General features: G+C 71.1%; 21 protein-coding genes, 1 pseudogene and 1 riboswitch. Of the genes and pseudogenes, 14 read left to right on the forward strand and 8 right to left on the reverse strand.

Translation table 11 applies throughout. From position 1 onward, the window contains the following. Positions 1-49: 49 nt before the first annotated feature. Positions 50-988, reverse strand: a pseudogene (locus tag ACFY0P_RS02325) (hydrolase); the annotation flags it as partial. Between the two features lie 322 nt (positions 989-1310). Between ACFY0P_RS02325 and ACFY0P_RS02330 the strand changes: the two are divergent. Together ACFY0P_RS02330 and ACFY0P_RS02335 are read left to right on the forward strand one after the other, a co-directional pair. After that, positions 1311-1655, forward strand: a complete 345-nt coding sequence (locus ACFY0P_RS02330) for a hypothetical protein (RefSeq protein ID WP_388906355.1) — start codon at positions 1311-1313, stop codon at positions 1653-1655. A gap of 7 nt (positions 1656-1662) precedes the next feature. Further along, positions 1663-2847 carry a glutathionylspermidine synthase family protein gene (locus tag ACFY0P_RS02335; protein WP_388906357.1) on the forward strand — a complete coding sequence of 395 codons (1185 nt, stop codon included), beginning with the start codon at positions 1663-1665 and terminating at the stop codon, positions 2845-2847. Between the two features lie 123 nt (positions 2848-2970). Here ACFY0P_RS02335 and rocD read toward each other — a convergent pair whose 3' ends face one another. Beyond that, positions 2971-4176, reverse strand: coding sequence for an ornithine--oxo-acid transaminase (rocD, locus tag ACFY0P_RS02340; protein ID WP_388906359.1), 1206 nt, complete (start codon positions 4174-4176; stop codon positions 2971-2973). A gap of 103 nt (positions 4177-4279) precedes the next feature. Beyond that, positions 4280-4370: riboswitch (ZMP/ZTP riboswitch) on the forward strand. Positions 4371-4402: 32 nt separating this feature from the next. Between rocD and ACFY0P_RS02345 the strand changes: the two genes are divergently transcribed. The 3 genes from ACFY0P_RS02345 (at position 4403) to ACFY0P_RS02355 (ending at position 7737) form a co-directional block, all read left to right on the forward strand. Continuing rightward, positions 4403-5857: a glycine hydroxymethyltransferase gene (locus ACFY0P_RS02345; RefSeq protein ID WP_388906362.1), complete on the forward strand. Its 1455-nt coding sequence runs from the start codon at positions 4403-4405 to the stop codon at positions 5855-5857. Between the two features lie 157 nt (positions 5858-6014). Then, on the forward strand, positions 6015-7028 hold the full coding sequence (trpS, locus tag ACFY0P_RS02350) for a tryptophan--tRNA ligase (RefSeq protein WP_388906364.1): 1014 nt from the start codon (positions 6015-6017) through the stop codon (positions 7026-7028). 130 nt (positions 7029-7158) lie between these two features. Further along, positions 7159-7737, forward strand: a complete 579-nt coding sequence (locus ACFY0P_RS02355; RefSeq protein WP_388906366.1) for a 2'-5' RNA ligase family protein — start codon at positions 7159-7161, stop codon at positions 7735-7737. Positions 7738-7797: 60 nt separating this feature from the next. Here the strand turns inward: ACFY0P_RS02355 and ACFY0P_RS02360 are convergent, their stop codons facing one another. Both ACFY0P_RS02360 and ACFY0P_RS02365 read right to left on the reverse strand, forming a co-directional pair. Then, positions 7798-8553 (reverse strand): decaprenylphospho-beta-D-erythro-pentofuranosid-2-ulose 2-reductase, encoded by a 756-nt coding sequence (locus ACFY0P_RS02360; protein ID WP_388906369.1) that lies wholly within the window; start codon positions 8551-8553, stop codon positions 7798-7800. A 25-nt stretch (positions 8554-8578) separates the two neighbouring features. Next, positions 8579-9970, reverse strand: a complete 1392-nt coding sequence (locus ACFY0P_RS02365; protein ID WP_388906371.1) for an FAD-binding protein — start codon at positions 9968-9970, stop codon at positions 8579-8581. Positions 9971-10120: 150 nt separating this feature from the next. On the opposite strand from ACFY0P_RS02365, the gene ACFY0P_RS02370 reads away from it, so the two are divergent. From ACFY0P_RS02370 to ACFY0P_RS02385, 4 genes are read left to right on the forward strand one after another with little or no spacing between them, the layout of a single operon-like run. Then, positions 10121-10621, forward strand: a complete 501-nt coding sequence (locus tag ACFY0P_RS02370) for a phosphatase PAP2 family protein (RefSeq protein ID WP_388906374.1) — start codon at positions 10121-10123, stop codon at positions 10619-10621. Continuing rightward, complete coding sequence (locus tag ACFY0P_RS02375) at positions 10614-11660, forward strand: decaprenyl-phosphate phosphoribosyltransferase (protein ID WP_388906377.1); 1047 nt, start codon at positions 10614-10616, stop codon at positions 11658-11660. Before ACFY0P_RS02370 ends, ACFY0P_RS02375 begins: the two co-directional genes overlap by 8 nt. After that, on the forward strand, positions 11654-12082 hold the full coding sequence (locus ACFY0P_RS02380; protein WP_388907279.1) for a GtrA family protein: 429 nt from the start codon (positions 11654-11656) through the stop codon (positions 12080-12082). Before ACFY0P_RS02375 ends, ACFY0P_RS02380 begins: the two co-directional genes overlap by 7 nt. After that, on the forward strand, positions 12070-12975 hold the full coding sequence (locus tag ACFY0P_RS02385; protein WP_388906380.1) for a YihY/virulence factor BrkB family protein: 906 nt from the start codon (positions 12070-12072) through the stop codon (positions 12973-12975). Before ACFY0P_RS02380 ends, ACFY0P_RS02385 begins: the two co-directional genes overlap by 13 nt. Here the strand turns inward: ACFY0P_RS02385 and ACFY0P_RS02390 are convergent. Beyond that, positions 12923-14185 (reverse strand): D-alanyl-D-alanine carboxypeptidase family protein, encoded by a 1263-nt coding sequence (locus tag ACFY0P_RS02390; RefSeq protein WP_388906382.1) that lies wholly within the window; start codon positions 14183-14185, stop codon positions 12923-12925. The two genes, ACFY0P_RS02385 and ACFY0P_RS02390, sit on opposite strands and share 53 nt — an antisense overlap. A 91-nt stretch (positions 14186-14276) precedes the next feature. Between ACFY0P_RS02390 and ACFY0P_RS02395 the strand changes: the two genes are divergently transcribed. From ACFY0P_RS02395 to ACFY0P_RS02410, 4 genes are all read left to right on the forward strand, one after another. After that, positions 14277-14516, forward strand: coding sequence for an SCO4848 family membrane protein (locus tag ACFY0P_RS02395; RefSeq protein WP_388906385.1), 240 nt, complete (start codon positions 14277-14279; stop codon positions 14514-14516). A 28-nt stretch (positions 14517-14544) separates the two neighbouring features. After that, on the forward strand, positions 14545-15828 hold the full coding sequence (locus tag ACFY0P_RS02400) for a metallophosphoesterase (protein ID WP_388906388.1): 1284 nt from the start codon (positions 14545-14547) through the stop codon (positions 15826-15828). Between the two features lie 209 nt (positions 15829-16037). Further along, positions 16038-17594 carry an ABC transporter substrate-binding protein gene (locus tag ACFY0P_RS02405; protein ID WP_388906391.1) on the forward strand — a complete coding sequence of 519 codons (1557 nt, stop codon included), beginning with the start codon at positions 16038-16040 and terminating at the stop codon, positions 17592-17594. 5 nt (positions 17595-17599) lie between these two features. Next, positions 17600-18001 carry an ATP-binding protein gene (locus ACFY0P_RS02410; RefSeq protein ID WP_388907282.1) on the forward strand — a complete coding sequence of 134 codons (402 nt, stop codon included), beginning with the start codon at positions 17600-17602 and terminating at the stop codon, positions 17999-18001. Positions 18002-18160: 159 nt separating this feature from the next. Here the strand turns inward: ACFY0P_RS02410 and ACFY0P_RS02415 are convergent, their stop codons facing one another. Continuing rightward, positions 18161-19594: a sensor histidine kinase gene (locus tag ACFY0P_RS02415; protein WP_388906393.1), complete on the reverse strand. Its 1434-nt coding sequence runs from the start codon at positions 19592-19594 to the stop codon at positions 18161-18163. Next, the gene (locus ACFY0P_RS02420; RefSeq protein WP_388906395.1) at positions 19591-20280 is read right to left on the reverse strand and encodes a response regulator transcription factor; all 690 of its coding nucleotides are present in this window, start codon (positions 20278-20280) and stop codon (positions 19591-19593) included. Before ACFY0P_RS02420 ends, ACFY0P_RS02415 begins: the two co-directional genes overlap by 4 nt. A gap of 175 nt (positions 20281-20455) precedes the next feature. Between ACFY0P_RS02420 and ACFY0P_RS02425 the strand changes: the two genes are divergently transcribed. Continuing rightward, positions 20456-22864, forward strand: coding sequence for an MMPL family transporter (locus ACFY0P_RS02425; protein ID WP_388907284.1), 2409 nt, complete (start codon positions 20456-20458; stop codon positions 22862-22864). Here the strand turns inward: ACFY0P_RS02425 and ACFY0P_RS02430 are convergent. After that, entirely contained in the window at positions 22857-23603 is a 747-nt protein-coding gene (locus ACFY0P_RS02430) for a TetR family transcriptional regulator (RefSeq protein WP_388906397.1), read from the reverse strand. The genes ACFY0P_RS02425 and ACFY0P_RS02430 overlap by 8 nt on opposite strands. Positions 23604-23606 lie beyond the last annotated feature (3 nt).

Below are 23606 nucleotides of genomic sequence, written 5' to 3' on the forward strand. Positions count from 1 at the left end.
GCGGGCCCGGGGCGGTCCCGGATCCGCTCCTCGGGCTTCGCGGGCGTCAGCTGGCGCCGGCCAGCCAGGCGGTGGCGTTCAGGGCGAGGGCCGCGTTGGTGGCGCCGCTGTCGTTCCAGCCGTCGTACAGCGTGTTGCCGGACTGGCCGGTGCCGTCGTCGATCGGGGAGCTGTCGCCCCAGAAGGCGACCCGGCCGCTGCCGAAGGTGCTGGTGGCGAAGAAGGCGCCGGTGTTGCCGGAGTAACCGCTGCGGTACACCAGGCCCTTGACGGCGGAGTTGTCCGACGGCTTGAGCGTCGCGGTGGTGCCGTCGGCGATCAGGCTCTTGGTCACCGTGCCGAAGGAGCCGTGCAGCACCGCGTTGGAGCTGTCGCTGATGGCCTTCGGGTAGCCGGAACCGATGTCCAGCGAGTCGATCGAGAACCCGAACGGGTCGGTCTAGTCCACGCTGTTGTTCGTCATCAGGTCGTCGAGGATCTCGACCGCGTCGTAGCCGTCGCTGTTGCGGTCGGCCCCGGTGTGGTCGGAGATCATGAACAGCCCGCCGCCGGCCTTCACGAAGTTCATGATCGCCGTCTTCTCGGCGGTGGTGAACTTGGTGTTGGGCTCGGGCAGCACCAGCGCGTCGAACTTCGACAGGTCGGTCGTCGACGAACCCCCGTACGTCAGGGCACTGGTCGCGGTCTTGAGGCTGTAGTCGCCGGTCTTCTGCAGGGCGATGCCCCACGACGACAGCGCGCCGGTCCAGTCCTTGTCGGAGGACGGGGAGGAGTCCTGGGCGAGCGGGTCGGGCTTGCTGGTGGAGATGATCCAGTCCGCGTTGCCGGCCTCCTCGGCGTGGCCGTCGTCGAACAGGACCTTGTAGGTGGCGGCCGCGTGGGCGGGGGTCGCGGCGCTGGTGGCCTGGACGGCGGCACCGGCGGCGAGCAGGCCGAGCACGGCCAGGGCCGTGGTGAGTTTGCGGCGCGGGGCGGCGAAGCCGGGCATCTGTCATTCCTCCATCGGTGGGGGGGTGCGAGAGGGATGGCGGTGCGGGTGGTGCGGCACGAGTCGTTCTGCGCGCGTAGAGAGAAAGGCGGTTCTGTGGGGCGGAACATGTTCTGCGCGCGTAGAGTCCGAAGTTGATCGTTCACGTACGGACAGCTGGACGGTACCGGCGGGGCGAGGTGCGCCGACAGGGGACCGGCGACTTCACATGAATTTCTTACCCGTACATGACAACCCGCTGCCTGCCGGTGGTGGCGTCGGTGGCTCGAAATCGCTCGTCTAGGCTGTCGCCGGACATCGCATCGCACGGGGGAGCACGAACATGGCAGACGCGCGCCGGCAACTGCGCTCGGGCACGGTCGTCCTCGGCGGCATGGGCCTGCTGGCCGCCGCCCTGACCGCCTGCTCCTCCGACCCCGACAAGCGCTGCGTCGACCGCGACAGCTACACCGCGGCCAAGGGCTACCAGGTCGTCTCCGACAAGAACTGCACCACCACCAAGTCCGCCGTCGACGCGGGCTACTACTACGGCGGCAAGAAGAAGGGCGGCTGGGTCAGCGGCGGCTCCTTCACCAAGCCGCGCAGCGGTTCGGGCGGCTCCTCCGGCGGTGGCCACAGCGTCAAGCGCGGCGGCTTCGGCAGCGGCCACGGCAGCTCCGGCGGCTGACCGCGCCGTGGAACGCCGTACGACCGAACCCCGCCCCGGCTGGCAGAAGACCGTCGAGGAACAGGGGCTGATCTACCCCCTCACCCGCCACCCCGACGGCGCCCTGCGCCCGTACTGGGACGAGAGCGCCTACTACGCCTTCACCCTCGACGAGGTGGAGACGCTGGAGGAGGCCGTCGAGGAACTGCACGCGATGTGCCTGGCGGCGGCGGACCACATGGTGACGGAGAATCGTTTCGCCGACCTGGGCGTCACCGACCCGCGCATCGCGGCGGCCGTCACCGAGTCCTGGCACCGCCGCGCCGAACTCCCGTCCCTCTACGGCCGCTTCGACCTCCGCTACGACGGCACGGGCCCGGCGAAGCTCCTGGAGTACAACGCCGACACCCCCACCTCGTTGGTGGAGGCGGCGTCCGCGCAGTGGTTCTGGATGGAGGACCGCTTCCCGGGTGCCGACCAGTGGAACAGCCTCCACGAACGCCTGGTCGCCGCCTGGCGGAAACAGGCCCTCCTCCTCCCGTCCGGCGCCCCGCTGCACTTCGCCCACTCCTCGGCCGACGAACTCGGCGAGGACCTCATGACGGTCGCGTACCTCAAGGAGACCGCGGAACAGGCGGGCCTCGCCACCGACTGGATCTCCATGGAGGAGATCGGCTGGGACACCCTCTCCGGCCGCTTCGTCGACAACCGGCTCCGCTTCATCCGGGCCTGCTTCAAGCTCTACCCCTGGGAGTGGCTCACCACCGACGACTTCGCCGGCCACGTCCTCGACACCCTGGACAACGGCGGCGGCACCGGCACGACGATGTGGATCGAGCCCGCCTGGAAGATGCTGCTCAGCAACAAGGCCCTGCTGGCGATCCTCTGGGAGCTGTACCCCGGCCACCCGAACCTCCTCCCCGCCTACGTCGACGGACCGAGGGAGCTCGCGACCGGACGCGGCTACGTCAGCAAGCCGCTGCTGGGGCGTGAGGGCGCGGGCGTGCGGGTGCATGCGCCGGGCGCGGAGCCCGTCGTACGCGACGAGGCCTGCTGCTACCAGGAGCTGGCCCCACTGCCCGACTTCGACGGCAACCGCGTGGTGCTGGGCGCGTGGGTGGTGGGGGAGGAGGCGGCGGGCCTGGGCATCCGCGAGTCGCAGGGCCTGGTGACGGATGACTACGCCCGCTTCCTGCCGCACGTGATCCTTTGAACGCCCCGCACAGGAGCGCCCGGTAAGGGGCACTGGGGGTACCCCCGGCCGAAGGCTGGGGGAGAAACTGCGCGATCGACCCCCACCGGCCCGCAGCCGCGTGCACCCCCTCGGCGCTCCCTCCTACGTACTCAGCACCCCCCACAACTGCTCGACCCCCCACTCCAGATCCTCCTCCGCCACCACCAGCGGCGGAGCCACCCGCACCGTCACCCCGTGCGTCTCCTTCACCAGCACCCCCCGCTCCATCAGCCGCTCCGCCACCGCCCGCCCCGACCCCACCCCCGGATCCACGTCCACCCCCGCCCACAGCCCGCGCCCCCGTACGGCCGTCACCCGTCCGCTCCCGGTCATCTCCGCCAGCCGCCGGTGCAGCAGGTCCCCCAGCTCGCCCGCCCGCTCCTGGAACTCCCCGGTCCGCAGCATCGCGATCACCTCCAGCGCCATCGCACAGGCCAGCGGATTCCCCCCGAAGGTCGACCCGTGCTCCCCGGGCCGGAACACCCCGAGCACCTCCGCGTTCGCCACCACCGCCGACACCGGCAGCACCCCGCCCCCCAGCGCCTTCCCGAGGACGTACACATCCGGTACGACCCCCTCGTGCTCGCACGCGAACGTCCGCCCGGTCCGCCCCAGCCCCGACTGGATCTCGTCCGCGACGAACAGCACATCCCGCTCGCGGGTCAGCTCCCGCACCCCGGCCAGATAGCCCTCCGGCGGCACGATGACCCCCGACTCGCCCTGGATCGGCTCCAGCAGCACCGCGACCGTGTTCTCGGTCACCGCGGCCCGCATGGCCGTCAGGTCGCCGTACGGCACGATCTCGAAGCCCGGTGTGTACGGCCCGTAGTCCGCCCGTGCCTCCGGATCCGTGGAGAAGCTGATCACGGTCGTCGTACGGCCGTGGAAGTTCCCGGCCGCCACCACGACCTTCGCCATCTCGGCCGGCACGCCCTTGACCCGGTACCCCCACTTCCGGGCGGTCTTCACCGCCGTCTCCACGGCCTCCACGCCCGTGTTCATCGGCAGCACCATCTCCATCCCGCACAGCTCGGCCAGCTCGGTGCAGAACGCGGCGAACCGGTCGTGGTGGAACGCCCTCGACGTCAGCGTCACCCGCTCCAGCTGCGCCTTCGCCGCCGCGACCAGGCGCGGGTGGCCGTGCCCGAAGTTCAGCGCCGAGTATCCGGCCAGGAAGTCCAGGTACCGCCGTCCCTCGACATCCGTCATCCAGGCGCCTTCGGCCGTCGCGATCACCACCGGCAGCGGGTCGTAGTTGGGCGCGCCGTGCGCGTCGGCGGCGGTGATGAGGGCTTCCGTAGTGGTCACGGCGACTCCAGAGGGCGCGGCAGGATTGCCCCTTTCCTACCTTCTGTCCCTGCCCGACTGGTGGACGCCACGGCCCTTGGGTCCGGCGTGCCCGGTAATGTGATCCACGGGCCGTGACTGGCGCGCTGGGATGGGACCGACCATCGGGGAGCGGCTCGTGTCGTGACCGAGTGCCGTGCGCCTGGGCCGAACCGTGAATGCCGAACGCCATGTCCGGAGGTCCCGAATGTCTGACAAGTCCGCGCCCCTGTCCACCGAGTCCAAGGCCTACCGAGCCGCCCTCGACGTGATCCGCGCGGTCGAGCCGCGGGTCGCCGACGCCATCGGCCAGGAGGTCGCCGACCAGCGCGAGATGCTCAAGCTGATCGCCTCCGAGAACTACGCCTCCCCGGCCACCCTGCTCGCGATGGGCAACTGGTTCAGCGACAAGTACGCCGAGGGCACGATCGGCCGCCGCTTCTATGCCGGCTGCCGCAACGTCGACACCGTCGAGGGGCTCGCCGCCGAGCACGCCCGCGAACTGTTCGGCGCCCAGCACGCCTACGTCCAGCCGCACTCCGGCATCGACGCCAACCTGGTCGCCTTCTGGGCCGTCCTCGCCGACCGCGTCGAGGTCCCCTTCCTCCAGAAGACGGGCGCCCGCCAGGTCAACGACCTCTCCGAGGCCGACTGGGCCGAGCTGCGCCAGGCCTTCGGCAACCAGCGGATGCTCGGCATGTCCCTGGACGCCGGCGGCCACCTCACGCACGGCTTCCGCCCGAACATCTCCGGCAAGATGTTCGACCAGCGCTCCTACGGCACCGACCCGGCCACCGGCCTGATCGACTACGACGCGCTGCGCGCCCAGGCCCGCGACTTCAAGCCGCTGATCATCGTCGCCGGGTACTCGGCGTACCCCCGTCTGGTGAACTTCCGGATCATGCGGGAGATCGCCGACGAGGTCGGCGCCACGCTGATGGTCGACATGGCCCACTTCGCCGGTCTGGTCGCCGGCAAGGTCCTGACCGGGGACTTCGACCCGGTCCCGCACGCCCAGATCGTGACCACGACCACCCACAAGTCGCTGCGCGGCCCGCGCGGCGGCATGGTCCTGTGCGACGACTCCCTCAAGGACCAGGTCGACCGCGGCTGCCCGATGGTCCTCGGCGGCCCGCTCCCGCACGTCATGGCCGCCAAGGCCGTCGCCCTCGCCGAGGCCCGGCAGCCCTCCTTCCAGGACTACGCCCAGCGCATCGTCGACAACTCGCGCGCGCTCGCCGAGGGCCTGATGCGCCGGGGCGCCACCCTGGTCACCGGCGGCACCGACAACCACCTCAACCTGATCGACGTCGAGACGTCGTACGGCCTCACCGGCCGCCAGGCCGAGTCGGCCCTCCTGGACTCCGGCATCGTCACCAACCGCAACGCGATCCCCGCCGACCCGAACGGCGCCTGGTACACCTCCGGCATCCGCATCGGCACCCCCGCCCTCACCACGCGCGGCCTGGGCACGGCCGAGATGGACGAGGTCGCGGGCCTGATCGACCGCGTCCTGACCGCGACCGAGCCGGGCACGACGAAGTCGGGCGCGCCGAGCAAGGCCTCCCACGTCCTGGACGAGAAGGTCTCGACGGAGATCGCCCAGCGCGCGACCGACCTGGTGGCGGGCTTCCCGCTGTACCCGGAGATCGACCTCGGCTGAGCCGACCTGCTTCTAGGGGCGCTGGGGGTACCCCCGGCCGAAGGCTGGGGGAGGAACTGCGCGAACGGCCCCCACCGGCCCGCAGTCCCCCGCGCTCCGAAACCACCCCACCCCTCATGGGCCGACCACCCCCTCGCCCTCTGAGAGAATGGTGAACATGGCCTCAGACCGACCCCGCGTGCTCTCCGGCATCCAGCCCACCGCCGGCTCGTTCCACCTGGGCAACTACCTCGGCGCAGTCCGCCAGTGGGTAGCCCTCCAGGAGTCCCACGACGCCTTCTACATGGTCGTCGACCTGCACGCGATCACGGTCCCGCAGGACCCGGCCGACCTGCGCGCCAACACCCGGCTCGCCGCCGCCCAGCTGCTCGCCGCCGGTCTGGACGCGGACCGCTGCACCCTCTTCGTGCAGAGCCACGTCCCGGAGCACGCCCAGCTCGCCTGGGTCATGAACTGCCTCACCGGCTTCGGCGAGGCCAGCCGGATGACCCAGTTCAAGGACAAGGCGGCCAAGCAGGGCACCGACCGCGCGAGCGTCGGCCTGTTCACCTACCCCATCCTCCAGGTCGCCGACATCCTGCTCTACCAGGCCAACGAGGTCCCCGTCGGCGAGGACCAGCGCCAGCACGTCGAGCTCACCCGTGACCTCGCCGAGCGCTTCAACGGCCGGTTCGGCGAGACCTTCACCATCCCGAAGCCGTACATCCTCAAGGAGACGGCGAAGATCTACGACCTCCAGGACCCGGCGATCAAGATGAGCAAGTCGGCGTCCACGCCGAAGGGCCTCATCAACCTCCTCGACGAGCCGAAGGCGACCGCGAAGAAGGTCAAGAGCGCGGTCACCGACACGGACACCGTGATCCGCTACGACGCCGAGAACAAGCCGGGCATCAGCAACCTGCTCACCATCTACTCCACCCTGACCGGCAAGTCGATCGCCGATCTCGAGCAGGAGTACGAGGGCAAGATGTACGGCGCGCTCAAGACGGACCTCGCCGACATCATGGTCGACTTCGTCACCCCGTTCCGGGAGCGCACCCAGCAGTACCTGGACGACTCGGAGACCCTCGACTCGATCCTCGCCAAGGGCGCGGAGAAGGCCCGTGCCGTCGCGGCCGAGACCCTGGCCCAGGCCTACGACAGGGTCGGTTTCCTGCCCGCCAAGCACTGAGCGAAGCGAAGCGCTGCACATCACTTCGGCCACGGCTGCCCGGGAGGCGGCCGTGGCCGTACAGTCGATAGCCGGACGGCCGGGTACGAACCCGACATGCGTCCGCCCACCACGACCGACGGGAGATGACGTGGGGACCGTAACGATCGGCGTGTCGATCGCGGTCCCGGAGCCTCACGGCAGCCTGCTCCAGGAGCGGCGCGCGGGCTTCGGCGACGCCGCGGCCCACGGCATCCCCACGCACGTCACCCTGCTGCCGCCCACGGAGATCGGCTCCGCCGAGTTGCCGACCGTGGAGGCGTATCTCGGCGAGGTCGCCGCCATGGGCCGGCCGTTCCCGATGCGGCTGTGCGGGACCGGTACGTTCCGGCCGCTGTCGCCGGTGGTGTACGTCCGGGTGGCCCAGGGCGCGGACGACTGCGCCTGGCTGCAGCAGCGGGTCCGGGACGCGTCCGGGCCGCTCGACCGTGAGCTCCAGTTCCCGTACCACCCGCATGTGACCGTGGCCCACGGGATCGACGAGGCCGCCATGGACCTGGCGTTCGACGAGCTCGCGGACTTCGAGGCCGAGTGGTCGTGTATGGGGTTCGCGTTGTACGAGCAGGGCGCGGACGGTGTGTGGCGGAAGCTGCGTGAGTACGTGTTCGGGGGCTCTGTCGTGCCGCCTCAGGTGGGGCATGTGGAGCGGGGGAGTATCGCCAGTCGGTAGGGTGCGGGCCGGTGGGGGCCGGTCGTGCAGTTCCTCCCCCAGCGCCCCGTACGGGGCGCTTCAGATTGGCAGCCTTCTGAAGACCGACCGCGGTGCGTGCCGCAGTGCCGACATCACCACCCGCAACGCTCCCGGCACCCACACCACCTCCGACCGTCGCCGCAGGCCCACCTCGATCGCCGTCGCCACCGCCTCCGGGGTGGTGGCGAGCGGCGCTTCCTCCAGGCCCCGCGTCATCTTCGACCGCACGAACCCCGGCCGTACGACCATCACGTGCACGCCCGTCCCGTGCAGCGCGTCGCCCAGCCCCTGCGCGAAGGCGTCCAGGCCCGCCTTGCTGGAGCCGTAGATGAAGTTGGAGCGTCTCGCCCGCTCGCCGGCGACCGAGGAGAGGACCACCAGCGAGCCGTGGCCCTGGGTCTGCAGGGCCCGTGCGCTGACGAGGCCCGCCGAGACGGCGCCGGTGTAGTTGGTCTGGGCGACGCGCACGGCGTTCACCGGTTCGCGTTCGTCGGTGGCCTGGTCGCCGAGGATGCCGAAGGCGAGCAGGACCAGGTCGACGTCGCCGTCGGCGAAGACCTTGCCGAGGGCCGTCTCGTGGGACTCGGGGTCGAGCGCGTCGAAGGGGACGGTGTGGACGTCGGGGCCGAGGGCGCGCAACTGCTCGGCGGCCTGTTCGAGCGCGGGGGAGGGGCGGCCCGCCAGCCAGACCGTGCGGGTGCGGCGGGCGATCAGCCGGCGCGCGGTGGCCAGCGCGATCTCCGACGTACCGCCGAGGACGAGCAGGGACTGGGGCATTCCGAAGGCGTCCTTCACGGCAACTCCTGAGGCTAGAGGAGGACTAGAGACCGAGACGGCGGGACAGGTCGGACACGAAGACCCCGCGCGGGTCCAGCTCGGCGCGCAGGGCCCGGAAGTCGGCGAGCCGCGGGTACATCGCGGCGAGCAGATCGGGGCGGAGCCGGGCGTCCTTGGCGAGGTAGACGCGGCCGCCGGCGCCCGCGACCTCCTCGTCCAGTTCGTCGAGGAAGGTGCCGAGGCCGGGCAGCCCGGCGGGGATGTCGAGGGCGAGGGTCCAGCCGGGCACGGGGAAGGAGAGCCAGCCGGGGTCGGCCTCGCCGAAGCGTTTGAGGACGGCCAGGAAGGACGGGCAGCGGCGCTCGGAGATCCGGGCCACGATCCGGTGCAGGGCCGCCTCCTGGCCGTGTCCGACGACGAACTGGTACTGGACGAAGCCGGCCCGGCCGTAGAGCCGGTTCCAGTGCGGGACGCCGTCCAGGGGGTGGAAGAACGCGGAGATGCGCTGGAGTTGGCCCGTGCGCGCGCGTGGCGCCTTGCGGTACCAGAGCTCGTTGAAGAGGCCGACGGTGGTGCGGCCCAGGAGGCCTGCGGGGACGTGGGCGGGGGCGGGCGGCAGCTCGCGGGGGCGGAAGTCCAGCGGTACGCGCCCGGCGCGGGTGTTCCCCGCGAGCGCCTCCCTGGGCGCGTGGTCGCCGCGGGTGAGCACCGCGCGCCCGGTCGCCGCCCCGCGCGCGAGCAGGTCGATCCAGGCGACCGAGTAGCGGTAGCGGTGGTCTCCGGCGGTCAGACGGGCCATCAGGTCGTCGAGGTCGGTGGCGCGTTCGGTGTCGACGGACATGTACGACGTCTCGACGGGGAGGAGGCGGACGGTCGCCGTGAGGATCACTCCGGTCAGACCCATGCCGCCGGCCGTCGCATCGAACAGCGGGGTGCCGCGGCTCACCGTACGGACCCGGCCGTCGGCGGTGAGGAGTTCGAAGGACAGCACGTGACGGGAGAACGATCCCGAGACATGGTGGTTCTTGCCGTGGATGTCGGCGCCGATCGCGCCGCCCACCGTCACCTGGCGGGTCCCCGGGGTCACCGGGACGAACCAGCCGAGCGGCAGCAGCACCTCCATCAGGCGGTGCAACGAGACCCCGGCGTCGCACAGGACGGTGCCGCCGTCGGCGTCGATGGCGTGGACGCGGTCCAGGCCCGTCATGTCGAGCACGGCGCCGCCGGCGTTCTGCGCCGCGTCGCCGTAGGCCCGGCCGAGGCCCCGCGCGATACCGCCGCGCGCCCCGCAGTTCCGGATCGCGTCCGCCGCCTCCTGATAGGTCCGGGGGCGGATCAGGCGGGCGGCGGTGGGGGCGGTGCGGCCCCAGCCGGTGACGGGGACGGTGGTCTCCGGCACGGCGGGGCCTGCGGGCCTTTCGGGCTTTCCAGGCATGAGGACGACCGTATCGCTGCCGTATGGGTGTTATGTGAGCTATAGGGGGTTGGTTACGGAAGATCACCCGACTCCTCGAAACGGGTGATTATCGGAATGTCGCTCAATATGGTCGTAGCTTTGGCGGGGTGAAGGTGAACAGTGAGTCCAATGGACGACATGGACCACCGGATCCTCTCCGCGCTGCACGCCTGCGGTGCCGATCCACGCGTCGCGTCGGCCGCGCGCGGTCTCTCCCTCGCCGGTGAGCACGGCGCGCTCTGGCTCGCGGCGGGCCTCGCCGGGGCCGCCGTGGACGGCGCGCGGCGCGGCGCCTGGGTGCGCGGCACGGCGCTCGTCGCGGTCGCGCACCTCGGCAGCATGGGCGTCAAACGGGTCGTACGCCGGGCACGCCCCGCGCACGTCCGGCCCCGGATGAGCACCGCCGGCCGGCACTCCTTCCCCAGCTCGCACGCCGCCTCCGCCGCGGCCGCCGCCGTCGCCTTCGGGGCGCTCGGGGTGCCCGCCCTGGTGCCGCTCGCGGCCGCCATGTGCGTGTCCCGGCTGGTCGTCGGCGTGCACTTCCCGACGGACGTGGCGGCGGGCGCGGCCCTCGGGGCGCTCACGGCCCGTGCCGGGGCGCGCTGGATGGGCGGAGGCGGGCATGACTGAGACCGCGCATGCCGCCACGAAGGGGGTCGCCGGAACGGCGCCGGCGGAGGGAGCTGTCGGAACGGGGTCGGCGGAGGGGGCTGCTGAAACGACTCTGCACGAGCAGCGCGCCCACCCGTCCCGCGCGCACGGACCGGCACGCGCGCGTGTCACCCCCGGCGGCCTCCTCACGGGCCTGCTGAGGACCACCCGCCCCAAGCAGTGGGTCAAGAACACCCTCGTCATCGCCGCCCCGGCCGCCGCCGGCCGGCTCTTCTCGGTACCCGCGCTCGGCCGGCTCGCCCTGACCTTCGCCCTCTTCACGGCCTGCGCCGCCGCCGTCTACCTGATCAACGACGCCCGGGACGCCGAAGCCGACCGCGCCCACCCGGTCAAGTGCCGCCGCCCGGTCGCCGCCGGCCAGGTCCCGGTCCCCGTCGCCTACGCCCTCGGCGGCGTCCTGGCCGTCCTCGGCCCCCTGCTCGCGGCCCGGCTGACCCCGCCCCTCGTCCCGGTCCTCCTGACCGCCTACCTGGGCATGCAACTGGCGTACTGCGTCGCCCTGAAGCACGTCCTGGTCGTCGACCTCGTCGTCGTCACCACCGGCTTCCTCATGCGGGCGATGATCGGCGGGGTCGCCCTCGGCATCCCGCTGTCCCGCTGGTTCCTGATCACCACCGGCTTCGGCGCGCTCTTCATGGTGGCGGCCAAGCGCTACTCCGAGGCCGTGCAGATGGCCGGGAAAGCGGGCGCCACGCGCGCGCTGCTCACCGAGTACACCACCGGCTACCTCCGCTTCGTCTGGCAGCTGGCCGCCTCGGTCGCCGTCCTCGCCTACTGCCTGTGGGCGCTGGAGGGCCACGACGGACCGGCCGCCGGCCTGCTGCCCTGGCGCCAGCTGTCCATGGTCGCCTTCATCCTGGCGATCCTCCGGTACGCCGTCTTCGCCGACCGGGGCACCGCAGGCGAACCCGAGGACGTCGTCCTGCGCGACCGCGCCCTCGCCCTGATCGGCCTGGCCTGGCTGGCCATGTACGGCCTCGCGGTGGCCCACTGGTGACCCCGCCCGCGCGCGAGCTGATCGGCTTCGCGACCGTCGGCCTGCTCGCCTACGCCGCCGACCTCGGCCTCTTCAGCTGGCTGCGCGGCCCGGCCGCCCTCGACCCGCTCACCGCCAAGTCGCTGTCCTTCGTCGCGGGCTGCACGGTCGCCTACCTCGGCAACGCCTGCGGCACCTACCGCCACGCCCGCGCAACCGGTGCGCGCCCCTACGCCGTCTTCGTCGCCGTGAACCTCGCCGGCGCCCTGGTCCAGCTGCTCTGCCTCGCCGTCAGCCACTACGGACTCGGGCTCACCTCGCAACGCGCCGACACCGTTTCCGGCGCGGTCGTCGGCATGGCGCTGGCCACGATCCTGCGCTTCTGGGGTACCCGGACATTGGTATTCCGCGGAGGGGGCAGAGTCGGATCATGGACTGGCTGAGAAAACTCCCCGTCGTCGGCCCCCTCGTGGGCTGGCTCATGACGACGCACGTATGGCGGTCGTACGAGCGGCTCGACCGGGTGAAGTGGTCCCGGCTGGCCGCCGCCATGACCTTCATCAGTTTCATCTCGCTCTTCCCGCTGCTGACCGTGGGCGCCGCGATCGGGGCCGCCACGCTGAGCGAGTCGCAGCAGCAGGACCTGCAGAAGAAGATCGCCGACCAGGTGCCCGGCATCTCCGACCAGCTGGACATCCACTCCCTGGTCCAGAACGCCGGCACGGTCGGTCTCATCGCCGGTGCCGTCCTGCTGTTCACCGGCATCAACTGGGTCGGCCAGATGCGGGACTGCCTGCGCGCGGTGTGGCAGCTGCCCGACAAGGACCAGAACCCGATCCTCGCCAAGGCCAAGGACGGCGTGATCCTGATCGGCTTCGGCGGCGCCGTGCTCGTCACGCTCGCCGTGTCCACCGTCGCCTCGGCGGCGGTCGGCTGGACGGGCCGGCAGCTCGGCATCGCCGAACACAGCTGGGGCAGCCTGCTCCTGCGCATCGCGGCGTTCGTCGTCGCCGTGGCGGCCGACTTCCTGCTCCTGCTGTACGTCCTCACCCTGCTGCCCGGCGTCGAACCGCCGCGCCGCCGCCTGGTGGTCGCGGCCCTGATCGGCGCGGTCGGATTCGAACTCCTCAAACTGCTGCTCAGCGGCTACATCCAGGGCATCGCCGGGAAGAGCATGTACGGCGCGTTCGGCGTGCCGGTGGCCCTGCTGCTGTGGATCAACTTCACGGCCAAGATCGTCCTGTACTGCGCCGCCTGGACGGCGGAGGAGACCACCGCCGAGTTCAGGGACGAGTCCGCCGGCGCACCAGATCCGGCAGCGGCCAACGGCGGTTGACCAGGAACGCCGCGACCGTCAGCAGCACCAGCGCCCCGCCCGCGATCGCCAGCGCCACCCCGACCCCGCCGGAGCCCTCGGCGGAGGCGGCGGCCACCGGCTTCGAACTCGCCCCGCCGTCCTTCCCGGCAGCGGTGGCCTGCGGCGAGGCGGTGGAGCCCACGGCCCCCTTGGGCGGCACCAGCTCACCCACCGGAGTCACCTTGCCGGCCGCCTGGAACCCCCAGTCGAACAGCTTGGCGGTCTCCTTGTAGACCTCGTTGTGCTCCTTCTTCTCCGGGTTCATCACGGTGACCAGCAGCACCCGGCCGTTCCGCTCGGCGACCCCGGTGAAGGTGGCGCCCGCGTTGGTGGTGTTGCCGTTCTTCACCCCCGCGATGCCCTGGTACACCGGGACGTCGATGTCCCCGCTCAGCAGCCTGTTGGTGTTCTGGATCTCGAAGGACCCGCGGACCGACCTGCCCTTCGCGTTCTTCGTCGTGTCGCCCGGGAAACTGGCCCGCACGGTCGAGCAGTACTCCCGGAAGTCCTTCTTCTGCAGCCCGGAACGCGCGAACAGCGACAGGTCGTACGCCGACGACACCTGCCCCGGCTGGTCGTACCCGTCCGGAGTCACCACATGGGTGTCCAGCGCCTGCAGCTCGTCCGCGTGGTCCTGCATGTCCTTGACGGTCTGCTCGACCCCGCCGTTCATGGCGGACAGCACGTGCACGGCGTCGTTGCCGGAGCGCAGGAACACCCCGAGCCAGAGGTCGCGGACCGTGTAGGTCTGGCCCTCCTTTATCCCGACCATGCTGGAACCGGCGCCGATGCCCGCGAGGTCGGCGGGCAGCACCTTGTGCGGGGTCGACTTCGGGAACCGCGGCAGCACGGTGTCCGCGAACAGCATCTTCAGGGTGCTCGCCGGGGGCAGCCGCCAGTGCGCGTTGTGCGCGGCGAGCACCTCGCCCGACTCGGCGTCGGAGACGATCCAGGAACGCCCCGTGATGTCCTTGGGCAGCACCGGCACCCCGGCGGCCAGGTTCACCTGGGTACCGGGCTGCCCCAGCCGGGTACCGCCCACCGTCGACATGTTCGCCGGGGGAGTGGCCGACGGGGTGGTGGACGGGGTCGGCGCGGCGAGCGCGGCCGGCGCGGTGGACGCCAGGGACAGCAGGGCGGCGGAGGCGACCAGCAGAACGCGGCTGGCCTTCGGCTTCGGTGCGGGCACGGACGAGAACGTACCTGCCACGGAGGGCGAAGTCCCGTCACCGACTCCACCCCGGAATCGGAACCGGACAGCGGACGGCGATACTGAGTCCATGAAGCTCAGCCGTCCGGTCTCCTGGTTCCTGCTCGCGTTCGGGGTGTGGAGCTGGTTCATCTGGATCACTTTCGTCAAAAACCTCGTCAAGGACGGCAGCGGGCTCGCCTTCGACCACGGGCATCCCACGGCGTACTTCTGGATCCACCTGACGCTGGCCGTCGTGTCCTTCGTATTGGGGACGGTCATCGGGGCCATCGGGTTGCGCGGAGTCCGCGCACTGCGCCGCACGTCATAGAAACGGCACAGGGAAGAGGCACAGCAGGGTGATCATCGTCTTCGGGCTCCTCGCCCTGGCCGTGGTGACGGCCCTGTACTGCTACCTGTGGCGCCGCCTGGTGCGCGACACGACGGAGGGCTGGGGGTGGCCCCGCCGCGCGGGCACGGCCCTTTTCGCCGTCGGCCCGGTGGTGATGTTCGCGGCCCTCTTCGCGGAGGTGGGCCACGCCCCGTTCCTCCTCCAGCGGGTGCTGGCCTGGCCGGGCTTCCTGTGGATGGTCCTGTCCCTGTATCTGCTGCTGGCGGTGGTGGCGGGAGAGGCGATACGGCCCCTGCTGACCCGCGTCTTGGAACGCCGCTCCGCGAAGCGCCCCGAACTGAAGCGCCCCGAAGGGGGCGCGGGGAACTGCGCGACCAGCCACGACGGCGGGCAACCGTCACCACGAGCAGAAGCCCCCCTCAAACAACTCACCCGCACCGAAAGTCCCGCCCTCACCACCCCCAGCCCCACCCGCCGCCTCTTCGTCTCCCGCGTCGTCGGCGGCGCCGCGGCCACCGCCGCCGCAGCCACCGTCGGCCTCGGCACCTACGGTGTCCTCCGCGGCCCAAGCGTGAAACGCGTCACAGTCCCCCTCGCCAAACTCCCCCGCGCCGCCCACGGTTACCGCATCGCCGTGGTGAGCGACATCCACCTCGGCCCCCTCCTCGGCCGCGGCTTCGCGCAGCGGGTCGTGGACACGATCAACGCCACCCAGCCCGACCTGATCGCGGTCGTCGGCGACCTCGTCGACGGCAGCGTGAAGGACCTCGGCCCCGCGGCCGCCCCTCTGGCCCAGCTGTCCGCACGCCACGGCAGCTACTTCGTCACGGGCAACCACGAATACTTCTCCGGCGCCCGGCAGTGGGTCGAGGAGGTGCGCACCCTGGGCCTGCACCCCCTGGAGAACGCCCGGACCGAACTCGCCCATTTCGACCTCGCCGGAGTGAACGACATCGCCGGCGAAAGCACAGGCCAAGGCCCTGATTTCGACCGCGCCCTGGCCGGTCGCGACCCGGCCCGCGCCTGCGTGCTTCTCGCCCATCAGCCCGTCCAGATCCACGAGGCCGTCCGCCACCACGTGGACCTCCAGCTCTCCGGCCACACCCACGGCGGCCAGCTCTGGCCGGGCAACTTCATCGCGGCGGCGGCCAACCCGACCGTCGCCGGACTGGACCGCTACGGCGACACCCAGCTGTACGTCTCCCGGGGCGCCGGCGCCTGGGGTCCGCCCACCCGGGTGGGCGCCCCGTCCGACATCACGGTCATCGAACTCGCGTCGAAGCAGGCGTGACCGAAACCGCCTCGCACTCGCTGTGGAAGAGCTGTGAAATCCGGCGGAAACACGCCCTCGGTAAGTTCTTCGTCATCTAGTCAGATCACTCTTCCCCCACATGAAACACCTGTGATTAGGTGAGCCGCGTCACTTAGGGGAGTGGCACTTGTGGAGGGCCTGGGTAGGGCCTGGAACGGACCGTGCTGGTCCTGGGGAGGGCACCGACCATGCGATCTGTTCGCATGCGGATTCTCGTGACACTCGTCGTCCTGGCGGTCGTGGGGATCGGCGGCTGGCAGCTGCTGCCGTCGCAGGAGAACAAGAACAAGACGATCACCGTCGGCACGACCGACGCTGTCACCTCGCTCGACCCGGCCGGCGCCTACGACGCCGGTTCCTGGGCGTTGTTCAACAACGTCTTCCAGACGCTGCTCACCTTCGAGCCCGACGGGGTCAAGCCGGTCCCGGACGCGGCGGAGAGCTGTGCCTTCACGGACACGGGCCTCCGGACGTACCGCTGCGTGCTGCGGGGCGGGATCACCTTCCCGAGCGGCCGGGCGATGACCGCCGAGGACGTGAAGTACTCCTTCGACCGGGTCAAGAAGATCAACTCCGATGTCGGCCCGGCCTCCCTGCTCTCGACGCTGAGCTCGGTGACCGCCTCCGGCAAGACCGTCACCTTCCACCTGTCGTCCCCGGACGCGACGTTCCCGTTCAAGCTGGCCACCGGCGCCGGCGCGATCGTCGACAAGGACAAGTACCCGGCGGACAAGCTGCGCACCGACGACTCGGTGGACGGCACCGGCCCGTACATCCTGACGTCGTACACGAAGGACAAGCAGGCGACCCTGCGGCCCAACGGCAACTACAAGGGCGAGCTGAGCGGCACCGGCCGCCCCGTCGAGCTGCGTTACTACGCCGACTCGGCCAAGCTCGCCGGCGCGTACAAGGCCAAGCAGGTCGATGTGGCGACCCGGACGCTGCCGCCCGCCATGGTCTCCAAGCTCTCGCCGAGCGACCGCGACCAGCGCGTCCTGGAGTCGGACTCCTCCGAGACCCGCAACCTGTACCTGAACACCCGCAAGAACTCGCCCCTGCACGACGTGCAGGTCCGCCGGGCCCTCGCCTGGCTGATCAACCGCGAGGACCTGGCCGCGTCCGTGTACGACGGCACGGTGCAGCCGCTGTACTCGCTGATCCCGAGCGGCCTCACCGGCCACACCACGTCCTTCTTCGACACCTACCCGACCCAGAGCGTCGCCAAGGCGAAGGCGCTCCTGGAACAGGCCGGCGTCAGCACCCCCGTCGAGTTCACCTTCGGCTACGGCATCGGCCACGGCGCGGGAGCCGAGGAGGCCGCCGCGCTGAAGAAGCAGCTGGAGAAGGGCGGCCTGTTCAAGGTCGACGTCAAGGGGTACGAGTGGACCGACTTCCAGAAGTCGTGGGCCCAGGGGAAGATGGACGCCTGGGCGGTCGGCTGGGTCGCCGACTATCCCGACCCGGACACCTTCGGCGCCGCCCTGGTCGGCAGTGACTCCGTGATGAGCACCGGATACAGCAACAAGGCCGTCGACAACCTCCTCCAGAACAGCCAGCAGTACGCCGACCGCAGCCGGGCCGAGCAGGACTTCCGCTCCGTCCAGACGGACGTGGCCAACGACGTCCCGCTGATCCCGCTGTGGCAGCGCACCGACTACGTCCTCAGCAGCGAGGACGTGGGCGGAGCCCAGTACCTCAACGACAGCTCGGGCATCTTCCGCCTGTGGAGTCTGAACTGGATCTGACGGGCGTGCTGAGACGCAACGCCTTCCGGCTGCCGCGCCACCCGGCGTCCGTCGGCCTGGCGCGGCACCGGGTCCGGGACCACTTGGCCGCGTGGGGCCACGGCCCGGGCACCCCGGCGGTCGACGACGCCCTGCTCCTCGTCTCCGAACTGGCCACCAACGTGGTACGCCACGGTCCCCTGCTGGAGCAGGAGTTCGAGGTCGCGGTGACGGCCCTGGCCGACGGCTCCTGCCTGATCGAGGTCTCGGACGAGGGCCGGGCGGAGCCCCGCCTGCGCATCGTGAGAGAGGACGACGAGGCGGGCCGGGGCCTGCACCTGGTGGAGACGATCGCGGCGGCGTGGGGAGTATGGAGCAGGGGGAGCCACGGCAAGACCGTCTGGGCGTTGATCTCGGTCGACCCGTAGCCATCTGCGGCTGCGGCGCCGTCGTGGTTGCTCGCGCAGTTCCTCCCCCAGCCTTCGGCCGGGGGTACCCCCAGCGCCCCCTTGGGGCGCGGGGATGTATTCGATGTGCGGCTGCCGCCGCGTGGGCGCGACCGGCCCCCACTCACCCGCACCCAGAACTCAGCCGCAACGCAACGTCACCGTCACCGCCAGCCCCTCCCCGGGTGAGGTGTGCACACACACCTCACCCCCGTGCGCCTCCACCACCCCCTGCACGATCGCCATCCCCAGCCCGCTCCCCTCCGCACTCCCCACCCGGAAGAACCGGTCGAAGATCCGCGCGGCGTCCTCCTCCTTCAACCCCGGCCCCTCGTCGGCCACACACACCCGCACCACCCCGTCCGACCGCTCCACCCCCAGCCGTACGGTCGCCTCCACCGGCGTGTGGACCCGCACGTTGGCCATCAGGTTCCCCAGCACCTGCCGCAGCCCCGACTCGTCCGCCCGCACCAGCACCGCCCCGTCGGCGCTGACGGACACCGGCCGCCCCGGCTGCTGCGCCCGCAGGTCCTCCGCCGCGTCCCGCACCAGCCGGCTCACGTCGACGTTCCGGAACTGGATCTCCGGCCGCTGGTCGAGCCGGGCGAGCAGCAGCAGTTCGTCCACCAGCCGGCCCATCCGGTCCACCTCGCCGTGCATCCGGTCCCAGGCCCGCCGCCGCTCCCCGGGCTCGCTCAGCATCCCCTTGTCGTACAGCTGGAGATAGCCGCGGATGGCGGCGAGCGGTGTGCGCAGCTCGTGCGAGGCGTCGGCGACGAACCGGCGGAGCTGGACCGCGCTGCGCTCGCGGGTCCGGTACGCCGTCTCCACCTGGTGCAGCATGGCGTTGAGGGCCAGCCGCAGCTGCTCGACCTCCTCCGTCGGATGCTGGCTGGAGGGCACCCGCCGGGTCAGGTCGCCCTCGGCGATCGCCGACGACGTCTCCACCATGTCCTCCAGCGGCCGCAGCCGTTGTTGCACGCTGTACATGGTCAGGCAGCACAGCAGGGCGAGCAGCAGCGTGCCGACCGCGAAGTCGAGCTTGAGCGCCTTGGCTATGCCCTTGTGCAGCAGTTCGGTCGAGGTGGCCAGCAGGATGTAGGGGCCGTCCGCGAGCCGGGTCGCCGTCACCCGGTAGGACGCGCCGTGCACGTCGATGTCGTGCGGGTCGGGCGCGGCGGCGAGGGCGTGCGGGTCGGACACGGCGGCGGCGAGGGCGCGCTGGGCCTCGGTCGGTCTCATGCCGAAGACGGAGATCGCGTCGCCCTTGGCGTCGATGACCGCGTAGATCGAGTCGGGGGTGGGGTCGGACTCGGCGGGGGTGATCCGGTCGCGGATCACGCCGAGCGCGCCCAGCGAGTCGACCTGCCGCAGTGTCAGTCCCGAACTCCCCAGGGACGTGCGTGTCTTGAGCAGCTCGGAGTCCGCCTGGTCGAGCAGGTACAGCCGCATGCCCATGATGCTCACCGTGGTTGCCACCACGATGCCGACGGCGAGCAGCCCGACGTTGGCCAGGGTGAGCTTGCCACGCAGCGAGTGCGTTCCGTGCCGGTGCCTGCGCCTGCCGAGGTTCATGTCAGGCCGTACCCGACGCCCCGCCGGGTGGTGATCACGGGTGCTCCGAGTGCCTCGAGCTTGCGCCGCAGGTAGCTGATGTAGGTCTCCACGACGGTCGACTCGGACGGTATGTGCTCGTACTGCCAGACGTGTCTGAGCAGTTGCTCCTTCGGCACGATCCGGCCGCCGTTGCGGACCAGGAAGCGCAGCAGCGCGTACTCGGTCGGGGTCAGCTCGACCGTGCGGCCTGCGCGGTGCACCGAGTACGTCGTCTCGTCCAGTTCCAGGTCGCCGTAGCGCAGCGGCGGGCGCTGCTGGATGACGTCCGCCGGGCGGGTGCGGCGCAGCACGGCGCCGATCCTGGCCACGACCTCGTCGATGTTGAACGGCTTGGTGATGTAGTCGTCGCCGTAGCTGAGCGCCCCGACTATCTCCGCCGGGGCGTCCCGCGCGGTCAGGAACACCAGCGCCAGGTCCGGCTGCCGGGCGCGCAGTTCCCGCGCCAGCGCCCGCCCGTCGCCGTCCGGGAGCATCACGTCGAGCAGGGCCGCGTCGGGCCGGGTGCGCTCGGCCAGCGCGAGGGCGTCCCGGACCGTGCCGGCCGCCATCACCTCGAACCGGTGGTAGCGCAGGGCGATGGCGAGGACGTCCGCGATGCTCGGCTCGTCCTCCACGATCAGCACGGTGCTGCCTGGAGCCGTCATGCCCCCAGTATCGGCGCCGCCACCGACAGCCGGGGGCGCGCAGCTTTGGAGTTCCTTGAGAGTCATGCGCGCCCCGTGTCCCGGCGTGCGGCCCGCTGCCGATGCTGTTGCCCAGGACCTGGGGGACCAACCGACCGAAGTGATCTACGACAAGGAGCTGTTGAGCGTGACGGCATTGGCACGGTGGTGCTATCGGCACCGGCTGGTGGTCCTGTTGCTGTGGGTGGGGGCACTCGTCGGCGTGGGCTTCTCGGCCTCGACGGCGGGCACGAACTACGCGAACGTCTTCTCCCTCCCCGACACGGACTCCAAGACCGCGTACGACCTGATGCAGAAGGCCTTCCCGAACACCTCCGGTGACACGGACACCGTGGTGTGGAAGGTCGACAGCGGCTCGGTGACGGACAAGGCGGTCCAGGGCCGCGTCCAGCCGGCCCTCGACAAGATCGCCAAGCTGCCCGGCGTGGGCGCGGTCACCAGCCCCTACGCCGGCGCCCGGGGGTCGGCGCAGATCAGCAAGGACGGCACGATCGCCTACGCCCAGCTGACCTTCACCAAGCGGGCGAACGAAATCCCCAAGGAGCAGGTGCAGAAGGTCCTCGACACCGCCCAGGACGCCGAACGGTCCGGTCTGCAGGTCGAGTTGGGCGGCCAGGCCATCCAGCGCGTCCAGGAGCCGCCGCAGGGTCTCTCCGAGATGGTCGGCATCATCGCGGCGGCGGTCGTCCTCTTCCTGGCCTTCGGCTCGTTCTTCGCGATGACCCTGCCCATCGCGATCGCCGTCTTCGGCGTCGGCATGGGCCTGTTCTCCACCCAGCTGCTCAGCCACACCACCGACATCCCGGACATCGCCCCGCTGCTGGCCTCCCTGATCGGCCTCGGCGTCGGTATCGACTACGCCCTGTTCATCGTCACCCGGCACCGGCGCGGCATCCTGCGCGGCCTGGACCCGGAGGAGTCGGCGGTCACCGCCCTCAACACCTCCGGCCGGGCGGTGCTGTTCGCGGGCGGCACGGTCTGCATAGCCCTGGCCGGCATGCTGGTCACGAGGCTCCACTTCCTGGACGGTGTGGTCATCGGCACCTCCCTCACGGTCGTCCTCAGCGTCCTCGCGGCCACCACCCTGCTGCCCGCCCTGCTGGGCTTCCTCGGCCCGCGCGTCCTCAGCCGCCGCCAGCGCCGCCGGCTGGCCGCCGAGGGCCCGGAGCCGGAGAAGGCGAGCGGTCTGGCGGCCCGCTGGTCGGCGAACGTCGAGAAGCGGCCGAGGCGTATCGCCGCGATCGCGGTGGTCGTGATGGCGGTCCTGGCCATCCCCGTCCTCTCCCTCCGCCTCGGCGCCACCGACCAGGGCAACGACGACGCGTCCACGACCACCAGGAAGGCCTACGACCTGCTCGCCGAGGGCTTCGGCCCCGGCTTCAACGGCCCCCTCCAGGTGGTCAGCGTCGGCGGCGACACCGCGAAACTGGTCCAGGGCCTGCGGTCGACCCCGGGCGTCGCCCAGGTGGCCGAGCTGCCCCCGTCGCAGGGCGTCACGGTCATCCAGGTCGTCCCGACCACCTCCCCGCAGTCCAAGGAGACGGACGACCTCATCGACACCCTGCGCGACCAGGTGATCCCGAAGGCCGGCGCGCAGGCGCACGTGGGCGGTGTGACGGCGGTGTCGAAGGACTTCGCCTCCGTCACCGGTGACCGTCTGCCCCTCTTCGTCGCGACCATCATCGGCCTCGGCTTCCTGCTGCTCCTGGTCGCCTTCCGCTCCCTGGTCGTCCCGCTGACGGCCGCCCTGATGAACCTGATCGCGGCGGCGGCCTCCTTCGGCGTCCTGGTGGCGGTCTTCCAGTGGGGCTGGGGCCTGGACCTGCTGGGCCTCGGCAAGGAGGGCCCGATCAACGCGTTCCTCCCGGTCATCATGCTCTCCCTGCTCTTCGGCCTCTCCATGGACTACCAGGTGTTCCTGGTGAGCCGGATGCACGAGGAGTGGGTGCACACGAGGGACAACGCGCGGGCGGTCCGGGTGGGCCTGGCGGAGACCAGCCGGGTCATCAACAGCGCGGCCCTGATCATGGTCTGTGTCTTCCTGGCCTTCGTCCTCAGCGGCGACTCGGGCGCGGCGATGGCGGGCGTGGGCCTCGCGGCGGCGGTCGCCCTGGACGCCTTCATCCTCCGTACGGCCCTGGTCCCGGCGGCGATGCACCTGCTGGGCAACTCGAACTGGTGGCTGCCGGCCTGGCTGGACAAGCGGCTCCCGCACCTCGCGGTGGAACCGCAGGAGACGGCGGCTCCGGAGCCGGCCGAGCCCTCCGGACCGGTCACGGCGATCCACGGCTTCGTCCGCACGGCGGACGGCGACCCGGTGGAGGCGGCCTCGGTCACCCTGATGTCCAAGGGCGGCCGCCAGCTGGACCGCGTCACGTCCCTGGCGGACGGCTCCTACATCGTGTCGGTCCCGGCGCCGGGCGCGTACCTGCTGGCGGTGACGTCCTCGTCGTACGGTTCGAAGGCCCGGCACGTGACGGTGGTGGAGGGGCCGCTGGTGTACGACGTGGAGCTGACCGGGGACGAGGTGGACGCGGTCAACTAGCCGAGCCCCGGGTCCTGCCTCCCGGATCCGGCAGGACCCGGGTCATCCCCGGCAGGAAGTCCGTGAACAGCTCGTGGACCTCCAGGACCAGCGGGCGCAGCACCCGGAACCGCGCGAGGGACACGCCTCGCGCGGTCAGCCGGGCCCCCCGCTCGGCGAGCCGGTAGCTGCGCTCGCGGCCCTCGGTCCGGTCGAAGATCCAGTACAGGACCAGGCCCATCTGCGAGAGCCACATCAACTCGGGGAGTACGTCGCGCAGTTCGGGGGCGACCTTCGTCTTCGCCCCCGCCAGCACCTCGCGGTGCACGCGGATCGCCTCCTCGCGCGCGTGCTCGCTCTCCGGGGAGAAGGGGCTGAGCGGGCTGTCGGGGTCGGCGGCGTTCTTGAAGAAGTGGACCGCGAACTCGTGGTACGGCCGGGCGATGTCCAGCCACACCTTGAGCACGCCCGCGAGCCGGGCCTCCAGGTCGGTCTCCTTGTCCAGGACCTCGCGGACCGCCACCCGGTGTTCGGCGGCGAGCTGGTCGTAGAAGCCCTGGATGAGGTGTTCCTTGCCGGCGAAGTAGTAGTACGCGTTGCCGACGGAGACCCCGGCCTCCGTGGCGATGGCCCGCATGGTGGTCTTCTCGTAGCCCCGCTCCCGGAACAGGCGCATCGCCGTCTCCAGGATCAGCGCGCGGGTCTGCTCGGACTTGCTCTGGGCACCGGCCTCGACGGGACCGTCGTTCTTCGCGGACACGGA

The organism is Streptomyces sp. NPDC001714, from assembly GCF_042892755.1.
Lineage (GTDB): Bacteria > Actinomycetota > Actinomycetes > Streptomycetales > Streptomycetaceae > Streptomyces.

Excerpts from the sequence above, each read along its gene's own strand:
- ACFY0P_RS02330 (WP_388906355.1), top strand. The coding sequence starts at position 1,311 with ATGGCAGACGCGCGCCGGCAACTGCGCTCGGGCACGGTCGTCCTCGGC.
- ACFY0P_RS02345 (WP_388906362.1), top strand. The coding sequence starts at position 4,403 with ATGTCTGACAAGTCCGCGCCCCTGTCCACCGAGTCCAAGGCCTACCGA.
- trpS (WP_388906364.1), top strand. The coding sequence starts at position 6,015 with ATGGCCTCAGACCGACCCCGCGTGCTCTCCGGCATCCAGCCCACCGCC.
- ACFY0P_RS02365 (WP_388906371.1), bottom strand. The coding sequence starts at position 9,970 with ATGCCTGGAAAGCCCGAAAGGCCCGCAGGCCCCGCCGTGCCGGAGACC.
- ACFY0P_RS02370 (WP_388906374.1), top strand. The coding sequence starts at position 10,121 with ATGGACGACATGGACCACCGGATCCTCTCCGCGCTGCACGCCTGCGGT.
- ACFY0P_RS02375 (WP_388906377.1), top strand. The coding sequence starts at position 10,614 with ATGACTGAGACCGCGCATGCCGCCACGAAGGGGGTCGCCGGAACGGCG.
- ACFY0P_RS02385 (WP_388906380.1), top strand. The coding sequence starts at position 12,070 with ATGGACTGGCTGAGAAAACTCCCCGTCGTCGGCCCCCTCGTGGGCTGG.
- ACFY0P_RS02395 (WP_388906385.1), top strand. The coding sequence starts at position 14,277 with ATGAAGCTCAGCCGTCCGGTCTCCTGGTTCCTGCTCGCGTTCGGGGTG.
- ACFY0P_RS02405 (WP_388906391.1), top strand. The coding sequence starts at position 16,038 with ATGCGATCTGTTCGCATGCGGATTCTCGTGACACTCGTCGTCCTGGCG.
- ACFY0P_RS02415 (WP_388906393.1), bottom strand. The coding sequence starts at position 19,594 with ATGAACCTCGGCAGGCGCAGGCACCGGCACGGAACGCACTCGCTGCGT.
- ACFY0P_RS02420 (WP_388906395.1), bottom strand. The coding sequence starts at position 20,280 with ATGACGGCTCCAGGCAGCACCGTGCTGATCGTGGAGGACGAGCCGAGC.